The 18,448-nt window shown below is 54.9% G+C and carries 20 protein-coding genes; 13 read left to right on the forward strand and 7 right to left on the reverse strand.

What is annotated here, in order from left to right:
- The first annotated feature begins 117 nt into the window (after window positions 1-117).
- The 4 genes from NF676_RS00400 to NF676_RS00415 all read left to right on the forward strand — a co-directional run bounded on the left by NF676_RS00400 (window position 118) and on the right by NF676_RS00415 (window position 2,606).
- Complete coding sequence (locus NF676_RS00400; protein ID WP_252886081.1) at window positions 118-621, forward strand: hypothetical protein; 504 nt, start codon at window positions 118-120, stop codon at window positions 619-621.
- Between the two features lie 32 nt (window positions 622-653).
- Entirely contained in the window at window positions 654-1,406 is a 753-nt protein-coding gene (locus NF676_RS00405) for a hypothetical protein (RefSeq protein WP_252886082.1), read from the forward strand.
- Window positions 1,407-1,720: 314 nt separating this feature from the next.
- A complete protein-coding gene (locus tag NF676_RS00410; protein WP_252886083.1) occupies window positions 1,721-2,296 on the forward strand; it encodes a hypothetical protein in 576 nt (191 codons plus the stop codon).
- Entirely contained in the window at window positions 2,286-2,606 is a 321-nt protein-coding gene (locus NF676_RS00415) for a hypothetical protein (RefSeq protein ID WP_252886084.1), read from the forward strand. Before NF676_RS00410 ends, NF676_RS00415 begins: the two co-directional genes overlap by 11 nt.
- A gap of 4 nt (window positions 2,607-2,610) precedes the next feature.
- Here the strand turns inward: NF676_RS00415 and NF676_RS00420 are convergent, their stop codons facing one another.
- The 4 genes from NF676_RS00420 to NF676_RS00435 all read right to left on the reverse strand — a co-directional run bounded on the left by NF676_RS00420 (window position 2,611) and on the right by NF676_RS00435 (window position 5,283).
- Window positions 2,611-2,856: a hypothetical protein gene (locus NF676_RS00420; RefSeq protein WP_252886085.1), complete on the reverse strand. Its 246-nt coding sequence runs from the start codon at window positions 2,854-2,856 to the stop codon at window positions 2,611-2,613.
- Between the two features lie 374 nt (window positions 2,857-3,230).
- Window positions 3,231-3,647: a hypothetical protein gene (locus tag NF676_RS00425; RefSeq protein WP_252886086.1), complete on the reverse strand. Its 417-nt coding sequence runs from the start codon at window positions 3,645-3,647 to the stop codon at window positions 3,231-3,233.
- A gap of 420 nt (window positions 3,648-4,067) precedes the next feature.
- Complete coding sequence (locus NF676_RS00430; protein ID WP_252886087.1) at window positions 4,068-4,778, reverse strand: hypothetical protein; 711 nt, start codon at window positions 4,776-4,778, stop codon at window positions 4,068-4,070.
- Window positions 4,753-5,283, reverse strand: a complete 531-nt coding sequence (locus NF676_RS00435) for a hypothetical protein (RefSeq protein WP_252886088.1) — start codon at window positions 5,281-5,283, stop codon at window positions 4,753-4,755. Before NF676_RS00435 ends, NF676_RS00430 begins: the two co-directional genes overlap by 26 nt.
- Before the next feature lie 260 nt (window positions 5,284-5,543).
- Here NF676_RS00435 and NF676_RS00440 point away from each other — a divergent pair, with 260 nt between their 5' ends.
- The 6 genes from NF676_RS00440 to icmT are packed head-to-tail and all read left to right on the forward strand — an operon-like array spanning window position 5,544 to window position 10,852.
- A complete protein-coding gene (locus NF676_RS00440; protein ID WP_252886089.1) occupies window positions 5,544-7,793 on the forward strand; it encodes an LPD7 domain-containing protein in 2,250 nt (749 codons plus the stop codon).
- 29 nt (window positions 7,794-7,822) lie between these two features.
- Window positions 7,823-8,374 carry a hypothetical protein gene (locus NF676_RS00445; protein ID WP_252886090.1) on the forward strand — a complete coding sequence of 184 codons (552 nt, stop codon included), beginning with the start codon at window positions 7,823-7,825 and terminating at the stop codon, window positions 8,372-8,374.
- A gap of 4 nt (window positions 8,375-8,378) precedes the next feature.
- Complete coding sequence (gene pilM / locus NF676_RS00450) at window positions 8,379-8,813, forward strand: type IV pilus biogenesis protein PilM (protein WP_252886091.1); 435 nt, start codon at window positions 8,379-8,381, stop codon at window positions 8,811-8,813.
- Window positions 8,810-9,376: a lysozyme family protein gene (locus NF676_RS00455; RefSeq protein WP_252886092.1), complete on the forward strand. Its 567-nt coding sequence runs from the start codon at window positions 8,810-8,812 to the stop codon at window positions 9,374-9,376. The genes pilM and NF676_RS00455 overlap by 4 nt, the downstream gene beginning before the upstream one ends.
- 28 nt (window positions 9,377-9,404) lie before the next feature.
- Entirely contained in the window at window positions 9,405-10,586 is a 1,182-nt protein-coding gene (traJ, locus tag NF676_RS00460) for a plasmid transfer ATPase TraJ (RefSeq protein ID WP_252886190.1), read from the forward strand.
- Window positions 10,583-10,852 carry an IcmT/TraK family protein gene (gene icmT, locus NF676_RS00465; protein ID WP_252886093.1) on the forward strand — a complete coding sequence of 90 codons (270 nt, stop codon included), beginning with the start codon at window positions 10,583-10,585 and terminating at the stop codon, window positions 10,850-10,852. The genes traJ and icmT overlap by 4 nt, the downstream gene beginning before the upstream one ends.
- Before the next feature lie 1,806 nt (window positions 10,853-12,658).
- Here the strand turns inward: icmT and NF676_RS00470 are convergent.
- The gene (locus NF676_RS00470) at window positions 12,659-14,617 is read right to left on the reverse strand and encodes a P-loop NTPase family protein (RefSeq protein ID WP_252886094.1); all 1,959 of its coding nucleotides are present in this window, start codon (window positions 14,615-14,617) and stop codon (window positions 12,659-12,661) included.
- 122 nt (window positions 14,618-14,739) lie between these two features.
- On the reverse strand, window positions 14,740-15,156 hold the full coding sequence (locus tag NF676_RS00475; RefSeq protein ID WP_252886095.1) for a hypothetical protein: 417 nt from the start codon (window positions 15,154-15,156) through the stop codon (window positions 14,740-14,742).
- 130 nt (window positions 15,157-15,286) lie between these two features.
- Here NF676_RS00475 and NF676_RS00480 point away from each other — a divergent pair, with 130 nt between their 5' ends.
- The 3 genes from NF676_RS00480 to NF676_RS00490 are packed head-to-tail and all read left to right on the forward strand — an operon-like array spanning window position 15,287 to window position 17,197.
- Window positions 15,287-15,649, forward strand: coding sequence for a hypothetical protein (locus tag NF676_RS00480; protein ID WP_252886096.1), 363 nt, complete (start codon window positions 15,287-15,289; stop codon window positions 15,647-15,649).
- 25 nt (window positions 15,650-15,674) lie between these two features.
- Entirely contained in the window at window positions 15,675-16,223 is a 549-nt protein-coding gene (locus NF676_RS00485; RefSeq protein WP_252886097.1) for a GNAT family N-acetyltransferase, read from the forward strand.
- Complete coding sequence (locus tag NF676_RS00490) at window positions 16,220-17,197, forward strand: tyrosine-type recombinase/integrase (protein WP_252886098.1); 978 nt, start codon at window positions 16,220-16,222, stop codon at window positions 17,195-17,197. Before NF676_RS00485 ends, NF676_RS00490 begins: the two co-directional genes overlap by 4 nt.
- 206 nt (window positions 17,198-17,403) lie before the next feature.
- Here NF676_RS00490 and NF676_RS00495 read toward each other — a convergent pair whose 3' ends face one another.
- Window positions 17,404-18,303: a SprT-like domain-containing protein gene (locus NF676_RS00495; protein WP_252886099.1), complete on the reverse strand. Its 900-nt coding sequence runs from the start codon at window positions 18,301-18,303 to the stop codon at window positions 17,404-17,406.
- Window positions 18,304-18,448: the final 145 nt, after the last annotated feature.

Here is an 18,448-nt window from a genome sequence, read left to right on the forward strand (position 1 = left end):
TCCACGCCGGCCCTTTGTCCTGCATCCTTTGCGCTGTCATGATCGCATGCTAATATCAGCTCTAGAGTCTGTATAATAACTATGATACAAAAGACAAAACCTGTACGAGGCCACACCATGAACCTTTTCTGGTATCTGATTCGCCCGCTGTACGCTGTCGCTCTGATCCCCGCGGCGTTGCTGTTCGTAGTGGTCATGGCAAATGCCAGCAAAGACCCGGAGATCACACTCGTAGTGTCAATCGTTGGCTTGGTGCTGGCGGCATTGGCAGTGCTGATTTTTTCGGTCATCCCACGAGCGTTTAAAACTCGACTTCATCGAATCGTCAACGAGGCAGCTCCTGGCATGCGCTGCGATTTCGAAGCGACTTCCTCGCTGCTCAACCGCTACGTGGGTTTCGACCGCAGTGCAAAGAAACTGGTGTACGTCGACATCAGTGACGGCACCAGGGCTGTGCTGGATTTTCCGGACGTTAACGCCTGGCACGTCGAAACCGTTCCGGGCAAACCCGCGCTTCTGAACCTGATGACCTCGGTTGCTGAGCTCCCTCTGATCGGTGTGCCGTTCGATCGGCGGTATTCAAACGAGCTAATGGCCAAGCTGACAGCTTCGTTCGGCTGAAATTTTATTGCGACGGTAGAAAAGGTGGTGAGATGAAGATCAAGCATGGACTGGCATTCGCAGTTTGCGTGGCGTTGACAGCCTGCGGCGATGGCAACACGCCGCAGACTGCAGTGCATGGCGCAGCGTCAGCCGTTACGGAAGTGACGCATCGTGCAGTGCCGGCGGCGGACGAGTCATTTCCCCTCGAACGTTACGCTGACCTGAACAGCCAACCGGCCGGATTGGTTTTGAGCTTCGTGCACAGCAGTCGCAGCGCGCAGAATCTCACTGATGATCAGTTGCTGACTCGTCTATCGCCGACATACGGGCAGCAGCTCGATAGTTTCAAGAAGCGTGATATTGGCCAGGCCGAACTTCCGAAGGTGGAAGATCGGCTGCGTTTCTACGGCTCGCAGGACTACTACAGCATCCCGATTGGATCGCTGGCCCAGGAGCCTTTGGCGTTGAGGAACGTTTCGTTGGGTGAGTACGATTTTAACGTCGGCGGTTTTCCGCTGCGTGGTTACACCCAGTCGTGCTGGTCAACCTCAATGCGCAACCAGCAGAACGTTTATCTGAAAATCGAACCTGGGGCAGGGCCGTCCTGTGTACTGACCGTTGACGAACACAACGCTCGGCGAATCGAATCTGCAAGAGCCCAAGGCTTGATCAATTTGCGAGGTACGGCATATCTGTTCGTCCACGCTGTAGATAGCAATACAGTTAAAGCCACGCCGGTACATGCAACTATCGATATCGTCGAGTCGAACACCGGTAAAGTACTGAGCACGTTCGATCTTTAAATAGTGCAGTGAATCAATAGCCACCTACAAAAGGTGGCGGTTTCTGCACGTCCAAAATTCATATACGGAAGTTATTTAGACTTGGACTGAGTACGCAACGGATGAGCCCGTACGGGAATCCCGTAATAAACCGTGCGGCTGACGCTGGCGTCGCATCGGCTATTCGAATGGTTCAAAGCCGTCAAAAAAACCGAAAAATAGGCTTTGTAATCAAGAGGTTACAGTTCGTTGAAACATTCTTATGTTAAATCGATTGGTTGTGCGCGGTTTTCATACCAAAACGAAATATATGTTACCTGAAGACGAGGATCAGAATGACCGAGCCATCCATCGCAACGATTCGTGACGAGGTTCTGATTGCAGAGCACCTGGCAACGGCGCAGCGCCTTCGGATCCAGATCCATACCGCGCACCCAATCCGCAAGGACGGGCTATTCGAGGACTGGGCTGTAACCGGTGTTTTCGAGACAGATGAGCAGTATGTCGGTCCGCTCAGCGAGCTGGGCCTGCGGGTTGTTCCATCGGCTGGGTTTGCGACGATACAGTCGCTGCCAAGCTTCCCCAGTTTGATGCCTGATGCATACAAGGCGCTGCAGGCACTTAAAGACCAGGCCGCGGCTGTGGAGTTATCAATGACGGGGCCTAATGCCGGGAAAGAAAGTTTAAGGCTCGCTCAGCAGGCGATGCAGGCGTGCGATCCGTGGACGAATTGGATCGTTCGGGCCGTCTTGAAAAAAAATCAGGGTGTTCCTGTCACGGATCTGGATGAATGCTGGCTTGAATGCGAGTTCAGCGAATTGTCAGCGGTGCCAGTTCCTCCGACTCATGCTGTTACGGCAGGTACAAAAGGCGTATCTGCTTCGCGCAAGGCTGCTGGCAGTGCTGAATAACAACTCAGTACCCCCCAACATGGTGTCCTCGACTCCAGAGCGCCTCAAAACAGCTTTGACTGCGTTGCAAGCCCAGGCACGTTCCGCGAGTGAGCTAATCGGTTGCTTCAAGAATGGCGACGTTGATGAGAACATGATGAAGGCCGATCAGGCGCGCGATCGGCTTCATAGCTCACAGGAAGTGATAAGGGTGATGCCCCGCGAGTGCTTCATCATTGTTGAAGCAGCGAGGCTTTTGGGTAAGCCGATCCCGCACGTAAGCGTTCAGGATCTTGCCTTCACAGGGTTAATTGCGTTGGATTGGAAATAAGCGGTTAGACGGTAGATGCTGCTGACCGTGTTACCACAACCACCGCAACTGGAAGCGTGTATTGATCGAACACCAACAGGGCCTTCTTCAGCGTGAACTCCTGCGAGTTCAGGCCTTTCTTCGAAAAAATTCCTTGAATGTTACTCTGCGTCGACTTGACGGTTTTTTCGTTGCAAGGGATCAGTGCACTTTGGCCAAAAGCCAATTTACAAATCATTTCAGTCTTATTTTCAGGCGGGGTGATAAACATTTTGACTCCTAGACGATTGGTTTAATCAGCCGGTAGCCGCCGGCAGCAACAATTATACACGCATACGTAATTACGTACATACGTAGTGATTGGTGTTGACATTTTTTTCCACGGAGTTGGTCAAGGGTCGGCCCGGAAGCCGCACGCGGAGCGCAGCCTGCTTGCAGGTGAGCACCGAACGGGTGAGGACTGAAGCGCAGCGTCCCTTTACCAGATTGCTTCTGAATAAGGCTCCCCCGGCGGTCATGGGGTTGCTTCTCCCCCATGGCCGATGGGGTCAGAGGCCGACTCGCTCCCTTCCTGGAGGGAAGGGCGGGGGGATGGGTGTTGCCATCGCCGATGGCCGATCGCAAGGCGCTCATGCCCTTCCCTACTCACGCTTGACCCTGGCGCTGATCGGCGCGAATTGTCGGCAACGATGGTGCCCGCGCGAGACCAGGGTTTCCGCCGGCGGCGCCGGTGGCCAGCGCATGACGGTCCTTCCCGCCCAGCTCGACGATGCCGCGTGCACTTGGCGCTGCAGATCCAGTTGCTGATGCTCGAGGCCGACGCTGTTCGGCGCGGCCGGTGCTGATCCGGATCTGCTCCCGGGGTGTACGGCGGATCTGCGCGATCGGCATGAATGGCCGGCAACGAGGGTGCCCGGGCGGGGCCAGGCTTTCCGCCTGCGGCGTCGGTGGCCAGCGCGCGGCGGTCAGGCCCTCCCCGCCCAGCTCGACGATGCCGCATGCACTTGGTGCTGCAGATCCAGCAGCTGAATAGCCGTCGCTGGCGAGGTCGACGTGCTGCACCTGGTCGTGCTGGAGGTCGACGTGCTGCACCTGGTCGTGCTGGAGGCCGACGCTGTTCGGCGCGGCCGGTGCTGATCCGGATCCGCTCCCGGGTGTCCCGCGCATCTGCGCGACCGGCGCGAATAGCCGGCAACGAGGGTGCCCGGGCCAAGGTTTCCCGCCGGGGGCGCCGGTGGCAAGCGGACGGCGGTCAGCCCCCTCCCGCCCAGCTCGACGATGCCGCATGCACCTGGTGCTGCAGATCCAGCAGCTGATCAGCCGTCGCCGGCGACGTCAACGAGCTGCAGGTGGTCGTGATCGAGGTCATCGCCAATCGGCGCGGCAGGTAGCAGCGTCCGCCCTTTTGTAGGAAACAGAACAACAACACTTAATTTTCGGCGTAGAAAAGCCGGCATTAAGCCGGCTTTTAGTAACAAATGCCTAACGCATTCGCTGGGTCGTTTTAGCGCTAAGTTGTGGGGTAACCAAAGTGTCAGTAGCTTTTGCTTGCTGCGGTGGTGGGTCGAGTGTAATTCGAATATTCGGATTAAGACGACACGTTGCTTCCTGAATAGAATCCCAATGCCGAAATGGAACTGTACCGACATTAAGAGGCCTTGCACTAAATTCTAGATCGGCGGGATGCGCAATAACTTTAAAGTGCTGCCAACTCTGCTGATTCATAAGTTTAGCGACGAGGTCTGGTCTTTGCATTAGCACTATATGTGGTTTGAAAATGCCTAGACTATCAGGGTCTGTACCCTCGGCAACCAAAAGTTGTCTAAGGGTACCTTGAATATCTTCGATAGAGCTCTTTGATAACCGTTGAAACGTTATGAAGTCATGACTTGCCATATCTTCGGGTTTCATCATCAACGGATTTTGCTTTTCATCTAGCTTTACGAGAAAATCTATTACTGTAAAGTCTAGGCGATGTTTATTTGCATGACTGCGCGCGGCCATGAATGCTTCTTGCTTGCTTTGATATCCGTACAAAGCGGAAATAGCCCCGTCTATGGGGCTGGCAGTTTTCAATCCGCAATCTTTCAGGGCGATTGAACGAGGTGCATTACCCTGAAAGAAATAAATAGTAGAAAGCTCGATGATATGTTCATTCTTTTCACTTTCATTCGTGTTCGCTACTTTCACCATTTTCCGTCCAACCTTGAATCAGAACTTTCTCAACGCCTTGATGGTCAGCAACAGTGCTCACCGCGTCGCGCATGAATTTTTGACTCTGCTTCGGGGTCATTTTCAATCTGCGCACAGCTTCGATCCATCGTATTACGGGTCGTCCAGGCTTACCGTCGTGTTTGATCAGCCGGTATGCCGACGGCGCTGACCGTCCGGTCAACGTAGCAAACAGCTCCAGATCCTGCGGGTCGTCATCCACCAAACCGAGGAATGTAAAAAACTCCTTGATGGCTGGTGGGTGTTCGACCGGAGAGCATTCCGGAAAGTTGTTATATGCATAGAGGCACAGAGCCACAGCCGGGTCACTGATTGGCACGGTCGAAAGCGCCGGGCTGGTCAGTTTTTCCCACTTTGCCTTCTGCAATCCAAACGCGTCTGCAGCCGCGACCTTCGATAGCCCGTTTTCGAGGCGCCACCGTTCAAGATCGGTTCCACAGATTTGCTGAAGGTGCCGTTTGGTCATGTCCACTCTCTTTTCTCAGATGGTAGCAAAGAAGCATCACTCAGTAGGAATTTTATGTCATCCGCGTCGGAATATTCGTTCCCCGCGGTGGATATTTACAGACCTTCCCAATAGCTGCTATTTTGCATAGTATACACAATACAAAAGACGAGCAGCACGCAGACGGCACCTGCTATGACCCCCCGTTTCGACAGTAGTTCAGGACGACCGAGACGAGTTGTAAGCAGGCACCACATTCCATCAAGCATAGGGAGATCCCCATGAGCGCAGAGTCGGACGCACATTTGCAACAATTCAGGGATGCTGTCTACAGCCAAAACGACACAGCCCATGAGATTTTTGGCCAAACGCCACTAGGCGCGATCGAAGCTCGGTCGATCAAATTTGCCAGATGGCAGGAAACGATGGAGCTTGAGTCCAACGGAGTTCCCGAAATCCCGGAGGAATTGCTCCGGCACTGGGTAGACGGTGACATCGCCAGTTTCCGCGTGCTTGCTTCAATCGACGAAGAAATCGCGGCGGACAACATTTCCGCAAACTTTCAGAACTATCGAGCTTACCGAGACGAGATGCAGCTTCTCGCTTCGGATGTGGCGTTGAAGATCGATGAGCTGAGGAAAGAGAACCTACGCCGTGGTGCGGAGCAAGACCGCGTTACCGCTGCCGACCTGGTAGCCAGGCTGCGCGACACAGATGCTCAAGCCAAACTGCCGAAAGACACCTCGGCGCTGAACGGCTTCTCCGGTGGAGAGCAACGGCCCGACGATGCGCCGGAGAAACTCACGGCTAGCAAAGTGCTTGAAAGCATCACCCACAAATCGCGCTCGGACGGCAGCGTCCTTTATATGGTGAATGAGCGGCCGGCGTTCGTGGACTATGGTCGTCACATTATTGTGGAAGACAAGGCCCTGGATGACGAGGAAGCCATTCTTGGCGCGATACTGCTGGCTAAGGAGAAATACGGCGGAGCGTTTTCGCTCACCGGTTCGGATGCATTCAAGCGCAAAGCGCTTGAGGTGATGCTCAAGAACAATGTTGAAGTTCGTCTCAAGAGCCCGGCACAGGAGATCATCCTGCGGGAGCTCGCGGTGAACTACCCAGATTACAAACTTCCACCATTCCTGAGTACGCAGCCACCAAAGGGCCAGCAAACATTTGGTGCAAGCGGTGACAGTACTCAAGACTTGACCCAGGCACCGCCAAGTCAAAACGAACAGGGAAAGGCGAAGTCTGCTGATGTGGTGACTCTACCGGTCGCACAGCGAAAACTTCCGGAGCCAGTTAATCGATTGGCCGGCAAATTAATAGACCACGGCGCCGCACCCTACGATCACGAGCCGAAGAATAGCGAGAGCTACTTCGTCACGCTGGAAAATGCTGACGGCCGGCACTCCACAACTTGGGGGGTGGGTCTGGCGGACGCGATGACCGAGTCAGGCGTTGTAGTTGGTCAAAGTGTTGAGCTTGTAAACAATGGCAAAAAGGCTGTCACTGTTGAGCAACTCATCAGAGATGAGCATGGATCGGTCATCGGTAAAAAGTCGATTGACACTCACCGCAACGAATGGGTTGTAACTTCCCCGGAACTCGCTGATGAATCTGTAAGTCTCGAATCAGTGCAAGACTCTGGATCCGAGAACGACGCCGATCACCAAAATCGATACGAGCTGACACCTATCGCCGCGCACGACTGGTGGGTTGTTCAACGAGAAGTAATCGATATATGGAGCGACGACGAAAAAGAGCGCGAACGGTTAACTACCGAACTGGGACCGGAGCCTTCGGCCGATGATTACTTCTGGTTCGATAGCAAAGGAAATCAAGTTCCCACGCCCGACGATGAAGTCGCTGCCTTGCAATTATTCGCGAAGAATTCCAGCAGACAAGATACACACACCACGAAAAAGGAGCTTCACATGTCCGATAAACCCGAAGGCTCAGAAAGCAATAAACCCGTATTACGGGGCGTACAAAAACGCGGCGACAGCGATGACTACGACACAACCGTGCTCTTGTTCAAAGGCAAAGGCGACTACCTGCAGGGTTTTGTTGTTGCTGACGGCGTCAAACACCAGGTGATCGCCCACCTCAACGAGCGCAAGCCCAATCCAGAGACAGGCGAGATAAAGCCCAACTTCATCAAACTCTCGAAGTCGGTCGGCGAGGGTGAAAACGCCAAGTGGGAAGAAGTCGGCTTCGGTAACGCTCTGAACAAACGCACCGACAGCAAAACCGTCTACTTCGATGAAGTGCTGTTCAACGTCGGTGGCAAGACGGTTGGGGCCAGGGTTGCCAAAGACGTTGACTCCGAGATGCATCGGCGACTGGGTTTTGTCCAGGAGCGCGTACCTCGCCCGGAAAAATCCGCAAAAGCCAGCCAGGCCAATGAAGACTCAAAGATGAATGCGCAGGCAGCACCGGCGGTGGATCAGGCAGCACCGGCCGCGGCCAGCGCCCAGCCAGCAAGCGACGCATCAACAAAGCGTAAGCCTCGAGCTGCTCGCGCTTAACTCCGCAGCCGTCTATCAAAGGATTCACGATGAAACTTGCAATCAGCATCTTCATTCTTTCAGTTTGCTTGTCTGCGAACGTTTACGCGGTAACTTGCAGAAGTGGTGAAGCTGCTGTGCGTGGAAGTCAAAGTGGATACGAAGAGGACAAGAAAGCGGCTGAAGCTACTGTAGAAAACGACCTGTCATTCTCCGACATTCTGGGTAAGTGTGTCGGTGGAGTGACAGGTATCAAGGCTGGCCCAACTTACGGGCCGTCGGAGACATTCGGTGACTGGGCAGACAAAATCTTCAAACAGGTCTGTAGCATCGCGAGAGATAAAATCAACGATACTGTTGATGGGGCGGCGGAATCCAGGATGGGTTCAGCGTTGCAGAATATTTATTCCAACTACGAAAACGCTCAACATGTGCTAACCACTGTTGGCTCCGGCTCGGTGCCATCTACTAGCGGTGTAATTTCAAACTACAACGCAATCTCTGCTCCACAGAATAACGCGACTCAGTTAATCAACGCACCTCAAGACACCGGCACGACGGACTCCGCAGGAAGCAACTTCTTGAATAATATTTGGAAGTAGTCCTATGCCTCTTATATGGATTCTGCTGGTAGCACTTCTGTTTGGTGGTTACATGCAAAGCGAAAATGAAAAGTCATCGGAAGTTTTGTCAGCAGAGTCGGAGAACGAGACAATCGCCGGTAACATGCAAGTCTACAAAAATGCGCTTGTCCGTTACATCGAGCTGAACCCGTCGGCGAACGGCAGCATCCCTGATTCGTCGCTTACCCTGCCTAGTTGGTTCACTAGGCGCCCAGGGGTGGCAAACTATGTCAGCGCAGGTAAAGTCTACGTGTATTACGAAGCAAGACCTGAACTCGCTTCCGTTATCCTCCGAGATACTGAAACAATGGGAGTTGGAATAAATAATAATGGGATCTTGATTCATCCGCGTTCAGGGAATACCGGTATTCAGATTCCAGCTCAAATTCCGACAACATCCGTGGTGCTGATGCAATGAAAATTCACGGTCTAATTCTCGCCCTTATCCTCTCGGCCCTGCATTCGCTTCAGGCGCACTCAGAGACGCCGCCTCCAACGTACTTCCAGATTGCCGCGCAAGAAGGCGTTCCGGTGCAATATCTTTACGCTGTTGCGCAGACTGAGAGTAACACCGAACTTACGATCGGATTTTATCCCTGGCCTTGGACATTGAACGTCGCTGGAGAATCAAAACGATTCGCGACTTACCAAGAGGCGTGCAATGAAGCGAGCTTGGCCGTGTCAAAACATGGCGGAAAGTCGGTTGATATTGGCATTGGCCAACTAAATTGGGGTTACAACGGTCACAAGTACTTCAGGTCACCATGTGACTCCCTGATGCCTCGCCGGAACCTGGAAGTTGCAGCCACGTTGCTTAGGACGCACTACCAAGCAACTGGCGATTGGCTTGAGGCGGCAGGTAGGTATCACAGACCAGCTGGTGGTGAGCCGGCAAAAAAGTACATGAAAGAGATACAACGTCGTTTGAAAAAAATCACCGTTAACCCCGTACAGAGGCCCCCGTATGTCGTCGCAAAATGAAGCAGGGCCAGTTTTGCTTACTGAAGAAATGCGACTAACACCTCCACCGAAAACTCTGCCTCTTATTGAGCCTTTTGAGTTTTACGGGGAACTTAGCCCTCACAATTTCAAAGCGTTTCTGAAGTACTGCGCAGACAATGGCGTTTCGGATTTGACGATCCAAGGCGGCGATTATATTTGGGCGGAAATTCACGGAAGGCAGTGCCCGGTTTCAAAACACACGATAAAGCAGGGACACCTGCCGGTTCTTATTTCGTCCGTCTGGCAAGCGGAAGTTGAGAACAGTATCCGCTCAGGCATAGGGGCCGACCGGCCTCTTGAGCTGCATGGAGAAGAACTAGGCATTGAGCGCGGTGAATTCATTCGGTTTCGGTGCAACTTTGTGCAGGCACGTGTGGCGAAACTTGATGAAGTGTACTCAATCACGATGCGTATCATCCCATCAATGCTGCCTGACATTTTCAAAATGGGTATCGAAAAGGAACTTTTCGAAGCTCTATACCCAAGCCAGGGACTTGTTTTGGTTTGCGGGCCTACAGGTTCGGGTAAAACAACCCTGCAAGCGGCAGTCTACGGACATGCAGGGGTAGCGATGCCTGATAGGAAAGTTGTAACTTACGAAGACCCGATTGAGTTCGTACTTGGTGGTGATCACTGGAAAGGCCCACAACCCTCTCAATCGCAAATCGGTCGAGATATTGGTTCTTTCGCACTCGGTTTGAAGAACGCCATGCGCCGCAAGCCAAGTATCATCGGTATCGGTGAAGCACGAGACCTCGAGACCATGGATGCGATGATCGAAGCTGGCTTGAGTGGACACTTGTGCTACGCGACAGTCCACACTGAGTCCGTCGCCGAGACAATCAACCGTATTATCCAGGTCTACCCTCCCGCTCAACAATCCGCTGTGGCTTCCAGACTGATGGGGTGCCTTCGTGTCGTGGTTGTGCAACGACTGCTGAAAACGACCGACGGAAAACGACAGGCTATCCGTGAATTCGTCGTTTTTGACCGGGATCTTCGAAACGATATCCAAGGCGTGCCTTTCGAACAGTGGGCAGTGAAATTGCGAAACATGCTGGAAAAAGCAGAGTCAACGCTCGATGACAAGGCTTGGGCCTTGTATTTGGCAGGCCGCATAGATGAAAGTGAGTTCATTGAGCTTGCTGGTCAGAAGGACTTTCGGCGTAGATCAGGAGCCGCCGCATGAGCGCATCTATTTGGCAGCATGCAGGGCGATCTCCAAAAATAATCGGTATCCCATGCATGGCGTACATGCCGATTTTTATCTGGCTGGCCCATATACGGCTGTGGACTTTTATTCTGGCAGTGGTGGTGATCTTGTTTTTCGCGGTCCTTGCATACTTCGGGCTCACATTCAAAGTGCTTTGGGGGAAAATCCTGCATTTCATGCGTGGTTCTCGAATCTTTGCCAGGCCATGGTGGTATCGCAATAGATTCAGCGACCTAGACTGACGTAGTGCCCCCTGGTCAGGGGGCAGCCCGGAAGCCGCACGCGGAGCGTAGCCTGCTTGCAGGCGAGCACCGAACGGGTGAGGACTGAAGCGCAGCGTCCCTTTACCAGATTGCTTCTGAATAAGGCTCCCCCGGCGGTCATGGGGTTGCTTCTTCCCCATGGCCGATGGGGTCAGAGGCCGACTCGCTCCCTTCCTGGAGGGAAGGGCGGGGGGATGGGTGTTGCCATCGCCGATGGCCGATCGCAAGGCGCTCATGCCCTTCCCTGCTCACGCTTGACCCTGGCGCTGATCAGCGCGAATTGGCGGCTACGATGGTGCCCGGGTGAGACCAGGGTTTCCGCCGGCGGTGTCGGTGGCCAGCGCATGAAGGTCCAGCCTTTCCCGCCCAGTTCAACGATACCGCGTGCACTTGGTGCTACAGATCCAGCAGCTGATCAGCCGTCGCCGGCAGGTCGACGTGCTGCAGCTGGCCGTGCTCGAGGCCGGCGCCGATCGGCGCGGCCGGGGTTGGTCCGGATCCGCTCCCGGGGTGTACGGCAGATCTGCTCGATCGGCGCGAATGGCCGGCAACGATGGTGCCCGGGCGGGGCCAGGGGTTCCGCCGGCGGCGCCGGTGGCCAGCGCATGACGGTCAGGCCCTCCCCGCCCAGCTCGACCTTCCCGCATGCACCTGGTGCTGCAGATCCAGCAGCTGATCAGCCGTCGCCGGCGAGGTCGACGTGCTGCAGCTGGCCGTGCTCGAGGCCGGCGCCGATCGGCGCGGCCGGGGTTGGTCCGGATCCGCTCCCGGGGTGTACGGCAGATCTGCTTGATCGGCGCGTATGGCCGGCAACGATGGTGCCTGCAAGGCGGGCCAGGCTTTCCGGCGGCGGAGTCGGTGGCCAGCGCACGGCGGTCAGGCCCTCCCCGCCCAGCTCGACGATGCCGCATGCACCTGGTGCTGTAGATCCAGCAGCTGATCAGCCGCCGCCGGCGACGGTAACGAACTGCAGCTGGTCGTGCTCGAGGCCGGCGCCGATCGGCGCGGCCGGGGGGCTGGTCGGGATCTGCTCCCGGGGTATACGGCAGATCTGCGCGATCGGGGCGAATAGCCGGCGGCGCTGGTGGCCAGCGCGCGGCGGTCAGGCCCTCCCGTCCAGCTCAACCTTCCCGCATGCACCTGTTGCTGCAGATCCAGCAGCTGATCAGCCGTTGCCGGCGAGGTCGACGTGCTGCAGCTGGTTGTGCTCGAGGCCGGCGCCGATCGGCGCGGCCGGGGTTGGTCCGGATCCGCTCCCGGGGTGTAGGGCATATCTGCTTGATCGGCGCGTATGGCCGGCAACGATGGTGCCTGCAAGGCGGGCCAGGCTTTCCGCCGGCGGAGTCGGTGGCCAGCGCACGGCGGTCAGGCCCTCCCCGCCCAGCTCGACGATGCCGCATGCACCTGGTGCTGTAGATCCAGCAGCTGATCAGCCGCCGCCGGCGACGATGACGAGCTGCAGCTGGTCGTGCTCGAGGCCGGCGCCGATCGGCGCGGCCGGGGGACTGGTCGGGATCTGCTCCCGGGGTATACGGCAGATCTGTGCGATCGGGGCGAATAGCCGGCGGCGCCGGTGGCCAGCGCGCGGCGGTCAGGCCCTCCCGTCCAGCTCGACCTTCCCGCATGCACCTGGTGCTGCAGATTCCAGCAGCTGATCAACCGTCGCCGGCGACGTCGACAAGCTGCAGGTGGTCGACGATCTGCGCAGCCGGCTGCTGATTCGGATACGGGAATACCGGTCCAGGTATGAGCTTACTTAGTACGTGAGCATCAACCTGCAAAGGTTCAGTTGCTATTGGCTGAGATGCTTGATACCCACTGGATCATATTTCCGGGCAGTATGAGTTCATGCTTTGCTCTTGAGCTTGCTGTGTACAGCAACGAGCAGGCAGTCGCCAAGGTATGGTGACTGCCCTCCCGAGGAGGCCTCAGTAGATCTCGGGACAGAAGCACCCGGTCATACTCTTGGTTCTTCACATCGTCAATTCTTGAAAGCTTTATTATTGCATCGGCATCACTGCAATACCTTGCAAGCAAATTGGAGAAGTCGTCGTGGTTGAATCCTTTATCCAAAAGCTCGTGTGCGGCTTTGAATGAATGATTACCGCCCATTGCATTGCCGAGGGAGTCCCAAGATGAATAGCGAAAAATCATACGATGACGTGGCCGGATGCCTTCATTGAACAACAATATCAAATCAGTGACGAAAGTACGGAGTTCATTAGTAGCCGACTCTGTCATTTGAAACCGAGCATCAGACTCGGTTAAACGTTTGAACCATCCTAAGAGACCCCACTCATTCTCAACGATAATAGTCGTTGGCTTTTGAGGGATCGGCATTGAATCGTAAGGCGATAGATGCAGCGGCTCTGCTGATCGACCTTCATAATTCTCTTTTATCGCACTTGGGTGGCGTTGAATCAGTGGATTCAAAATGTCGCCCATCGCCGGCCCGGAGCGGAGTGATTGCGTAACAAACCGTTGGCGGACGACTGGAGCATGGCGCGGTGTTATGCCTGCTAGCTGTTGGAATTCATCGCCAAGCGTGAGAACAGCTTGTGGGCTGCGGTCAAGGATCTGCAACATCGGCGCTGTCAGTTCGTGACTTTCATCAATAATGACGTGCTTGTATTCCTCGGGTAATACTTCAGAGGTCAAAGCGAGGTACTTGATTCGGTGTACGTTCCTGATTGGAAGCCTGATCTCTGGCGCCGAGGGCCTGATCATTTCGTTCCAAATAAGCCAGGAATACTCAACGAGTACTGATATTTCTACATCATCTAAAATGCAACCTACGGCGGGTAGGTGTTTAGGAAGAATATCTGTGCTCGGGGACAAGCAAAAACTGAATAGCGCCCGGCGACAAACATTTGCTACTTCGCGCGGACTGAGCTTGCCGACCGATTGTAGGCGAAGCCAGGTCGCAATCTGTTGGTCGGTTACGAGATAATTCGGCAGTGTTCGTTGCCGATCCGACACTCTCCAAGCCCTGGACGTTTTGTCTCTATTCAACACTAAATTTGTGATGTGGCCGAAAGTGTGTGCGTTTAGTTCTGCTTTTACACCTGCAGCAATGACTCTAGCCTTCAAAGCGTTTACTTGGCTAGGCATGTAAGCCATCAACAACGTCGTGTCGGAGTCCAGATACTCGAAGAATTGTGCGATGAGGAATGTTTTCCCGATTCCTGCATAGCCTTGAATATGGAAAGATTCGTCACGGCCAGCATTGAACTCATCGAACAGGCGGCGTTGCTGAATAGTGAGCTTCAATAAGTTTCCGGAAGGCAGGTGCAGCTCGTGCTTTAGTGGGTTGATTTTTGCTGAGTGACGCTGGCTAAACTTGAAGTCCCAGTTTCGTCCGCCACTTAAGTAATCGCATGCTTGAACATCATCCTGCTCTAGCAGCCTTGCACCAATTTTTGGCAACAGTCGCAAGCCGGTAGCAAAGTTTCGTTGGTTGAAGCGGCTTTTCACTTGCTCCGCAAAAACGCTGGTGGAGTCCATTGACTGATCGAAGCCTACTCGGATGGCACCTTCAAGCATGACTTCGATTCGTGTCAGCGATACATTCTGACGCACGAGATTTTCTAAGTTCTGAATTAGCAATACGCATGCTAATTCCGGTGGCGAAGCGCTAGCGAAAAATCTATCCGTGAATTCCCCTTTTGCGAGGTCGTTCGCAGATACGTCTGCAAGTGGCAGAAAGAGCTCCGCAGCTGGAGAAAAACGTGTTGTCGAATTCATTTCTGCCCTTCGTCCTGATGACTGCACTGATTCGGGTGACCACCTAGAAAGCGACATGTTACATTTACTACGTAATTGCGTAAATACGTATTTGTATTTTTACCCAAGCTGCTTACCGAATCTTACTCTAACGCGAAGGTCGCTCTGACAACGCTCAGCGTCCAATCGTCGCAGTTCCAATTGGCAACTGCATCAGCAAGTGTTTCACCGTCGATCACAATTGCCTCATCTTCATGTAAACAAACGACTTGAGGGTCAGTGCCTGGTTCAATACCGTGTATTGCTGGTTTTCGGCCACATGGACAACTTTTGATTTTAGGATGAACAGCTGCAAGTGTTTTCATGACTTCTGCTTTATCGAATTTATCGGCGTGTTCGAGCAATCCTCGGAGCTTTTCAACAAAGTCACTGTACTTAGCGGAATCAAGTTGCATGATTTCACTCAGAGCAATATAGAGGTCACCTCTATCGACTAGTTGTTTGTCGCCAAATCCCGCACAGATTATTGCTTCTCGTACGGTCTGATCCTCAACTCGCATGCGACTACCCTCGTGATGTCTGTATTTCGCATGATAGATACAATACGAAGCGAGTTCAAACCGATGTGTCGGTTTAGGGTTAAGTGTTGATAAAATACGTTATCGACCCAATTGCCCTGGAAGGCTCACCATGACGTTTTACATCGCTCCGTCCTACGATTCGCACTACTTCTGCCCAAATGGTCATAACGGCAGTAACGGCGCTACCAATGTTGATAGGCAGACCTGGACCTGCACTCAGTGTCATCATCTGCTTGATATTGACATGACCGACAGCTCCGGGCTCACGCTGACCGTTGAGCGTCACCCCGCGAACACCATCCGCAAGGGTGACCATATCGTGTGGGACAAAGGCAATTCGCACCTGGGCTCGGGTGTGGTCCATGGCTCCCATGCCCCCACCGGCAAACAACAGGCCACGCACTGGAAACTGGTTGTAGAAGGTTACGGCCCTGGAACGGTTCCGGCTGACCAGTACATCAATCGCATCTGACACCCGCCCCCGTGAGGATCGCCCCATGCCCCTGTTCGACCCGCTGCGCGATTTCTTCCAGCGCCGCCAGATCGTCCGCCTTGATGCGTTGTCCAGTGACCTGCAACTGGTGACCGTGCGCAGCGAATCAGTGCGCGGCAACTTCATTTTTCCTGGGTTGTCGATAAACGTCGACGTCGTTCGCGACGGCCAGCGGGTCGGTTACATCGAGTACGGCCTGAGTCCTCTAAAGGACCGGCTGTACATCAGCGATTACAAGATTCTCGACAGCCATCGCCGGCAGGGCCTGGGCCAAGCCGCGCTATGGTGCCTTTACCGGCAGCACGGCCTGGCGTTGGCCACCATGCATGAGGTCGGCACATCCCTCGGTTTCTGGTCGAAGATAGAGCGGCGCTTTGCGGCCGCCGGCGTTCACCTGCAGCGCGACATTCGCACCGGTGAGCATGATGAAATAAAGGCGAGTTGGGCGCACCTGGTGCCGGAGTCCGAAGCAGAACGATCGATCCGTAAATACTGGGAATGGGTCGCCGCTGAACATGCTGCTGGGCGCCCGGCTGGGCCGGGCATACGATGAAAGATCTGATTCCACCGCAGTCCACTGCCGAGCTGATGCCTGCCGGGGAACGCCGATTGAGCGCACTGGCGTTCCAGCAGCTGGCCAGCGTGCCGGCCGCCGTCGAATGGTTCGCCAATATCGACAACCCACGCACCCGACGCGCCTATCAAATCGACCTTGATGACTTTTGCGGGTTTGTCGGCCTCACCGGCGCCGATGAATTTCGCGCCGTCACCCGCGCGCACGTGCTGGCCTGGCGCGCCGATCTGGAAACCCGGGGCCTGGCGGGAGCCACAATCCGGCGCAAACTCGCGGCACTGGCCAGCCTCTTTGATCACTTGCTGGAAAACAACGCCGTCGCCGGCGGCAATCCCGTACACGGCGTCAAACGGCCCAGGGTGGAATCCAATGAAGGCAAGACCCCGGCCCTCGGTGATGATCAGGCTAAATCACTGCTGACGGCGCCGGACGGCTGGACGTTGAAGGGCATTCGCGACCGGGCCATTTTGGCGGTGTTGCTGTACCACGGCCTTCGACGCGAGGAAGCTGCGCAGCTGATGACCAACGATCTGCAGGATCGCCGTGGCATCAAGCACCTGCAGGTGAGAGGAAAAGGGGGGAAAACCCGCTACTTGCCGCTGCACCCAGTGGCGGCTGACAGGATCTATGAATACCTCGAGCGGGACAGTCAGCGTGAACCCGGCAACGGGCCGCTGTTTCGCTCTATCCGTGGTCGCAGCACCGGTGCCGCCGTGACGGGCAATGGGATCTATAAGGTAGTCGCGCAATGGGCGCACGCTGCGGGGATCAAGGTGAAAGGGCTGGGGGTGCACGGACTTCGCGCGACGGCCGCGACCAATGCCTTGGAACATGACGCCGATATCGCGAAGGTCCAAGTTTGGCTGGGGCACGCCAATATCAGTACGACGCGCCTCTATGATCGGCGTGGGCAGCGTCCGGAGGACTCACCAACCTTCAAGGTAAGATATTGAGAATCCCCGCCCTGATGGTTACGTTGGGCACACAGCACAAAGCACACAGCGAACAGACAACAGGATTGTTAATGAACATGGCAAAGGCCCGGTACTGCAGGTTTTTGTGGAGCTGCTGTTAACCAGGGTGACTTGTCGCCCTGGTTGACAGCAGCCACCAAGCCCCCGGGCGCGGTAGCAGGTTTGCCCTAGGCCTCGGAAGCAGCCTACGAAGGTTTCGGCTTTGCATGGTTTGCCTCCAACCTCAAGCCGCAAGGTTCGCAGATGATCAGTAGGCCAGGTCTACCCCACACGTTCGTATTGCAGGAAGGCGCTGGACAGGAATATTTGTCGCGGTTGCTTCGGTCAACGTCCTCCCTCACGCCAATATCGAGCCCGGCAGCAGCCGGCGCCCGATAGCCCGCTTCGACTAGTACCTGTTGCGGAGTCTGGTCTTGTTCCTGTTGCGCTAGGCCTGAACTTCCGGCGACATACCCAGCGGTGTCGAGGTCTGCCGCGATTCGGACCACATCGTTCGCCAGGGCGGCAAGCCGCACACTCCCGGCATCCGGGTCTGAGGAATACTGTGGACTGGGTGCCAACGCTGCGAGAGGCCGTACACTAATTGGAAATCGATCCATCCATGAAATGGCAAAGCCAGTGCTGAGCAAGCGGCGAGTGGCTTTATCGAAACGCCCGCCGGGAATGACGTAGTCGTTCATCGACTGGCCAGTTTTTTTGCCACCAGGTTGCCCTGTCGAAGACGGCATCAGGCCCAAAGCCTCCATTTTTCTAGCCCATTCCCAGTTGTGATAACAGGCCCTGCTGGGCTTACCGAAATGGTCCTGCCATTGATGAACCATCTCATGGACCAAGGTTTGTAGAATTTCCACAAGAGGTATAACCGCGAAATAGTCGGGATTCATGGCGATTTCGTCGGCCTTCGTCCCATCCAAACGAATGAAGCGGCCTTTCGAGAAATATCCCATCGTCCGCTTTTCGCGCTGGTAGGTGATCATGCACGCCGGCAGTCGCTCTTGGGACGCAAACAGGTGATCGTTGTAGTAATCGTACGCACGCTGAAGTTCCGCATACGCTTCTTCAGTTGGGCGAAGGTAACCACTCATAATGCAATCCGCTTCAATTTGTATTGCACAATACAATTGTAGTGCGCAAAAAATAGCCCTTACAGGGCCTTTGCTTCACACTTCGGGGTGATTAAGCAACCGTTGGCGCTACGCTGTACCGAAGCGGAAGTGCCGTCCAACAGGC

This window comes from Pseudomonas siliginis, from assembly GCF_024072275.1.
Lineage (GTDB): Bacteria > Pseudomonadota > Gammaproteobacteria > Pseudomonadales > Pseudomonadaceae > Aquipseudomonas > Aquipseudomonas siliginis.

Coding starts and splice junctions, on each gene's coding strand:
- NF676_RS00400 (WP_252886081.1), top strand. CDS start 118: ATGAACCTTTTCTGGTATCTGATTCGCCCGCTGTACGCTGTCGCTCTG.
- NF676_RS00405 (WP_252886082.1), top strand. CDS start 654: ATGAAGATCAAGCATGGACTGGCATTCGCAGTTTGCGTGGCGTTGACA.
- NF676_RS00410 (WP_252886083.1), top strand. CDS start 1,721: ATGACCGAGCCATCCATCGCAACGATTCGTGACGAGGTTCTGATTGCA.
- NF676_RS00420 (WP_252886085.1), bottom strand. CDS start 2,856: ATGTTTATCACCCCGCCTGAAAATAAGACTGAAATGATTTGTAAATTG.
- NF676_RS00430 (WP_252886087.1), bottom strand. CDS start 4,778: ATGGTGAAAGTAGCGAACACGAATGAAAGTGAAAAGAATGAACATATC.
- NF676_RS00435 (WP_252886088.1), bottom strand. CDS start 5,283: ATGACCAAACGGCACCTTCAGCAAATCTGTGGAACCGATCTTGAACGG.
- NF676_RS00440 (WP_252886089.1), top strand. CDS start 5,544: ATGAGCGCAGAGTCGGACGCACATTTGCAACAATTCAGGGATGCTGTC.
- NF676_RS00445 (WP_252886090.1), top strand. CDS start 7,823: ATGAAACTTGCAATCAGCATCTTCATTCTTTCAGTTTGCTTGTCTGCG.
- pilM (WP_252886091.1), top strand. CDS start 8,379: ATGCCTCTTATATGGATTCTGCTGGTAGCACTTCTGTTTGGTGGTTAC.
- NF676_RS00455 (WP_252886092.1), top strand. CDS start 8,810: ATGAAAATTCACGGTCTAATTCTCGCCCTTATCCTCTCGGCCCTGCAT.
- traJ (WP_252886190.1), top strand. CDS start 9,405: ATGCGACTAACACCTCCACCGAAAACTCTGCCTCTTATTGAGCCTTTT.
- icmT (WP_252886093.1), top strand. CDS start 10,583: ATGAGCGCATCTATTTGGCAGCATGCAGGGCGATCTCCAAAAATAATC.
- NF676_RS00470 (WP_252886094.1), bottom strand. CDS start 14,617: ATGAATTCGACAACACGTTTTTCTCCAGCTGCGGAGCTCTTTCTGCCA.
- NF676_RS00475 (WP_252886095.1), bottom strand. CDS start 15,156: ATGCGAGTTGAGGATCAGACCGTACGAGAAGCAATAATCTGTGCGGGA.
- NF676_RS00480 (WP_252886096.1), top strand. CDS start 15,287: ATGACGTTTTACATCGCTCCGTCCTACGATTCGCACTACTTCTGCCCA.
- NF676_RS00485 (WP_252886097.1), top strand. CDS start 15,675: ATGCCCCTGTTCGACCCGCTGCGCGATTTCTTCCAGCGCCGCCAGATC.
- NF676_RS00490 (WP_252886098.1), top strand. CDS start 16,220: ATGAAAGATCTGATTCCACCGCAGTCCACTGCCGAGCTGATGCCTGCC.
- NF676_RS00495 (WP_252886099.1), bottom strand. CDS start 18,303: ATGAGTGGTTACCTTCGCCCAACTGAAGAAGCGTATGCGGAACTTCAG.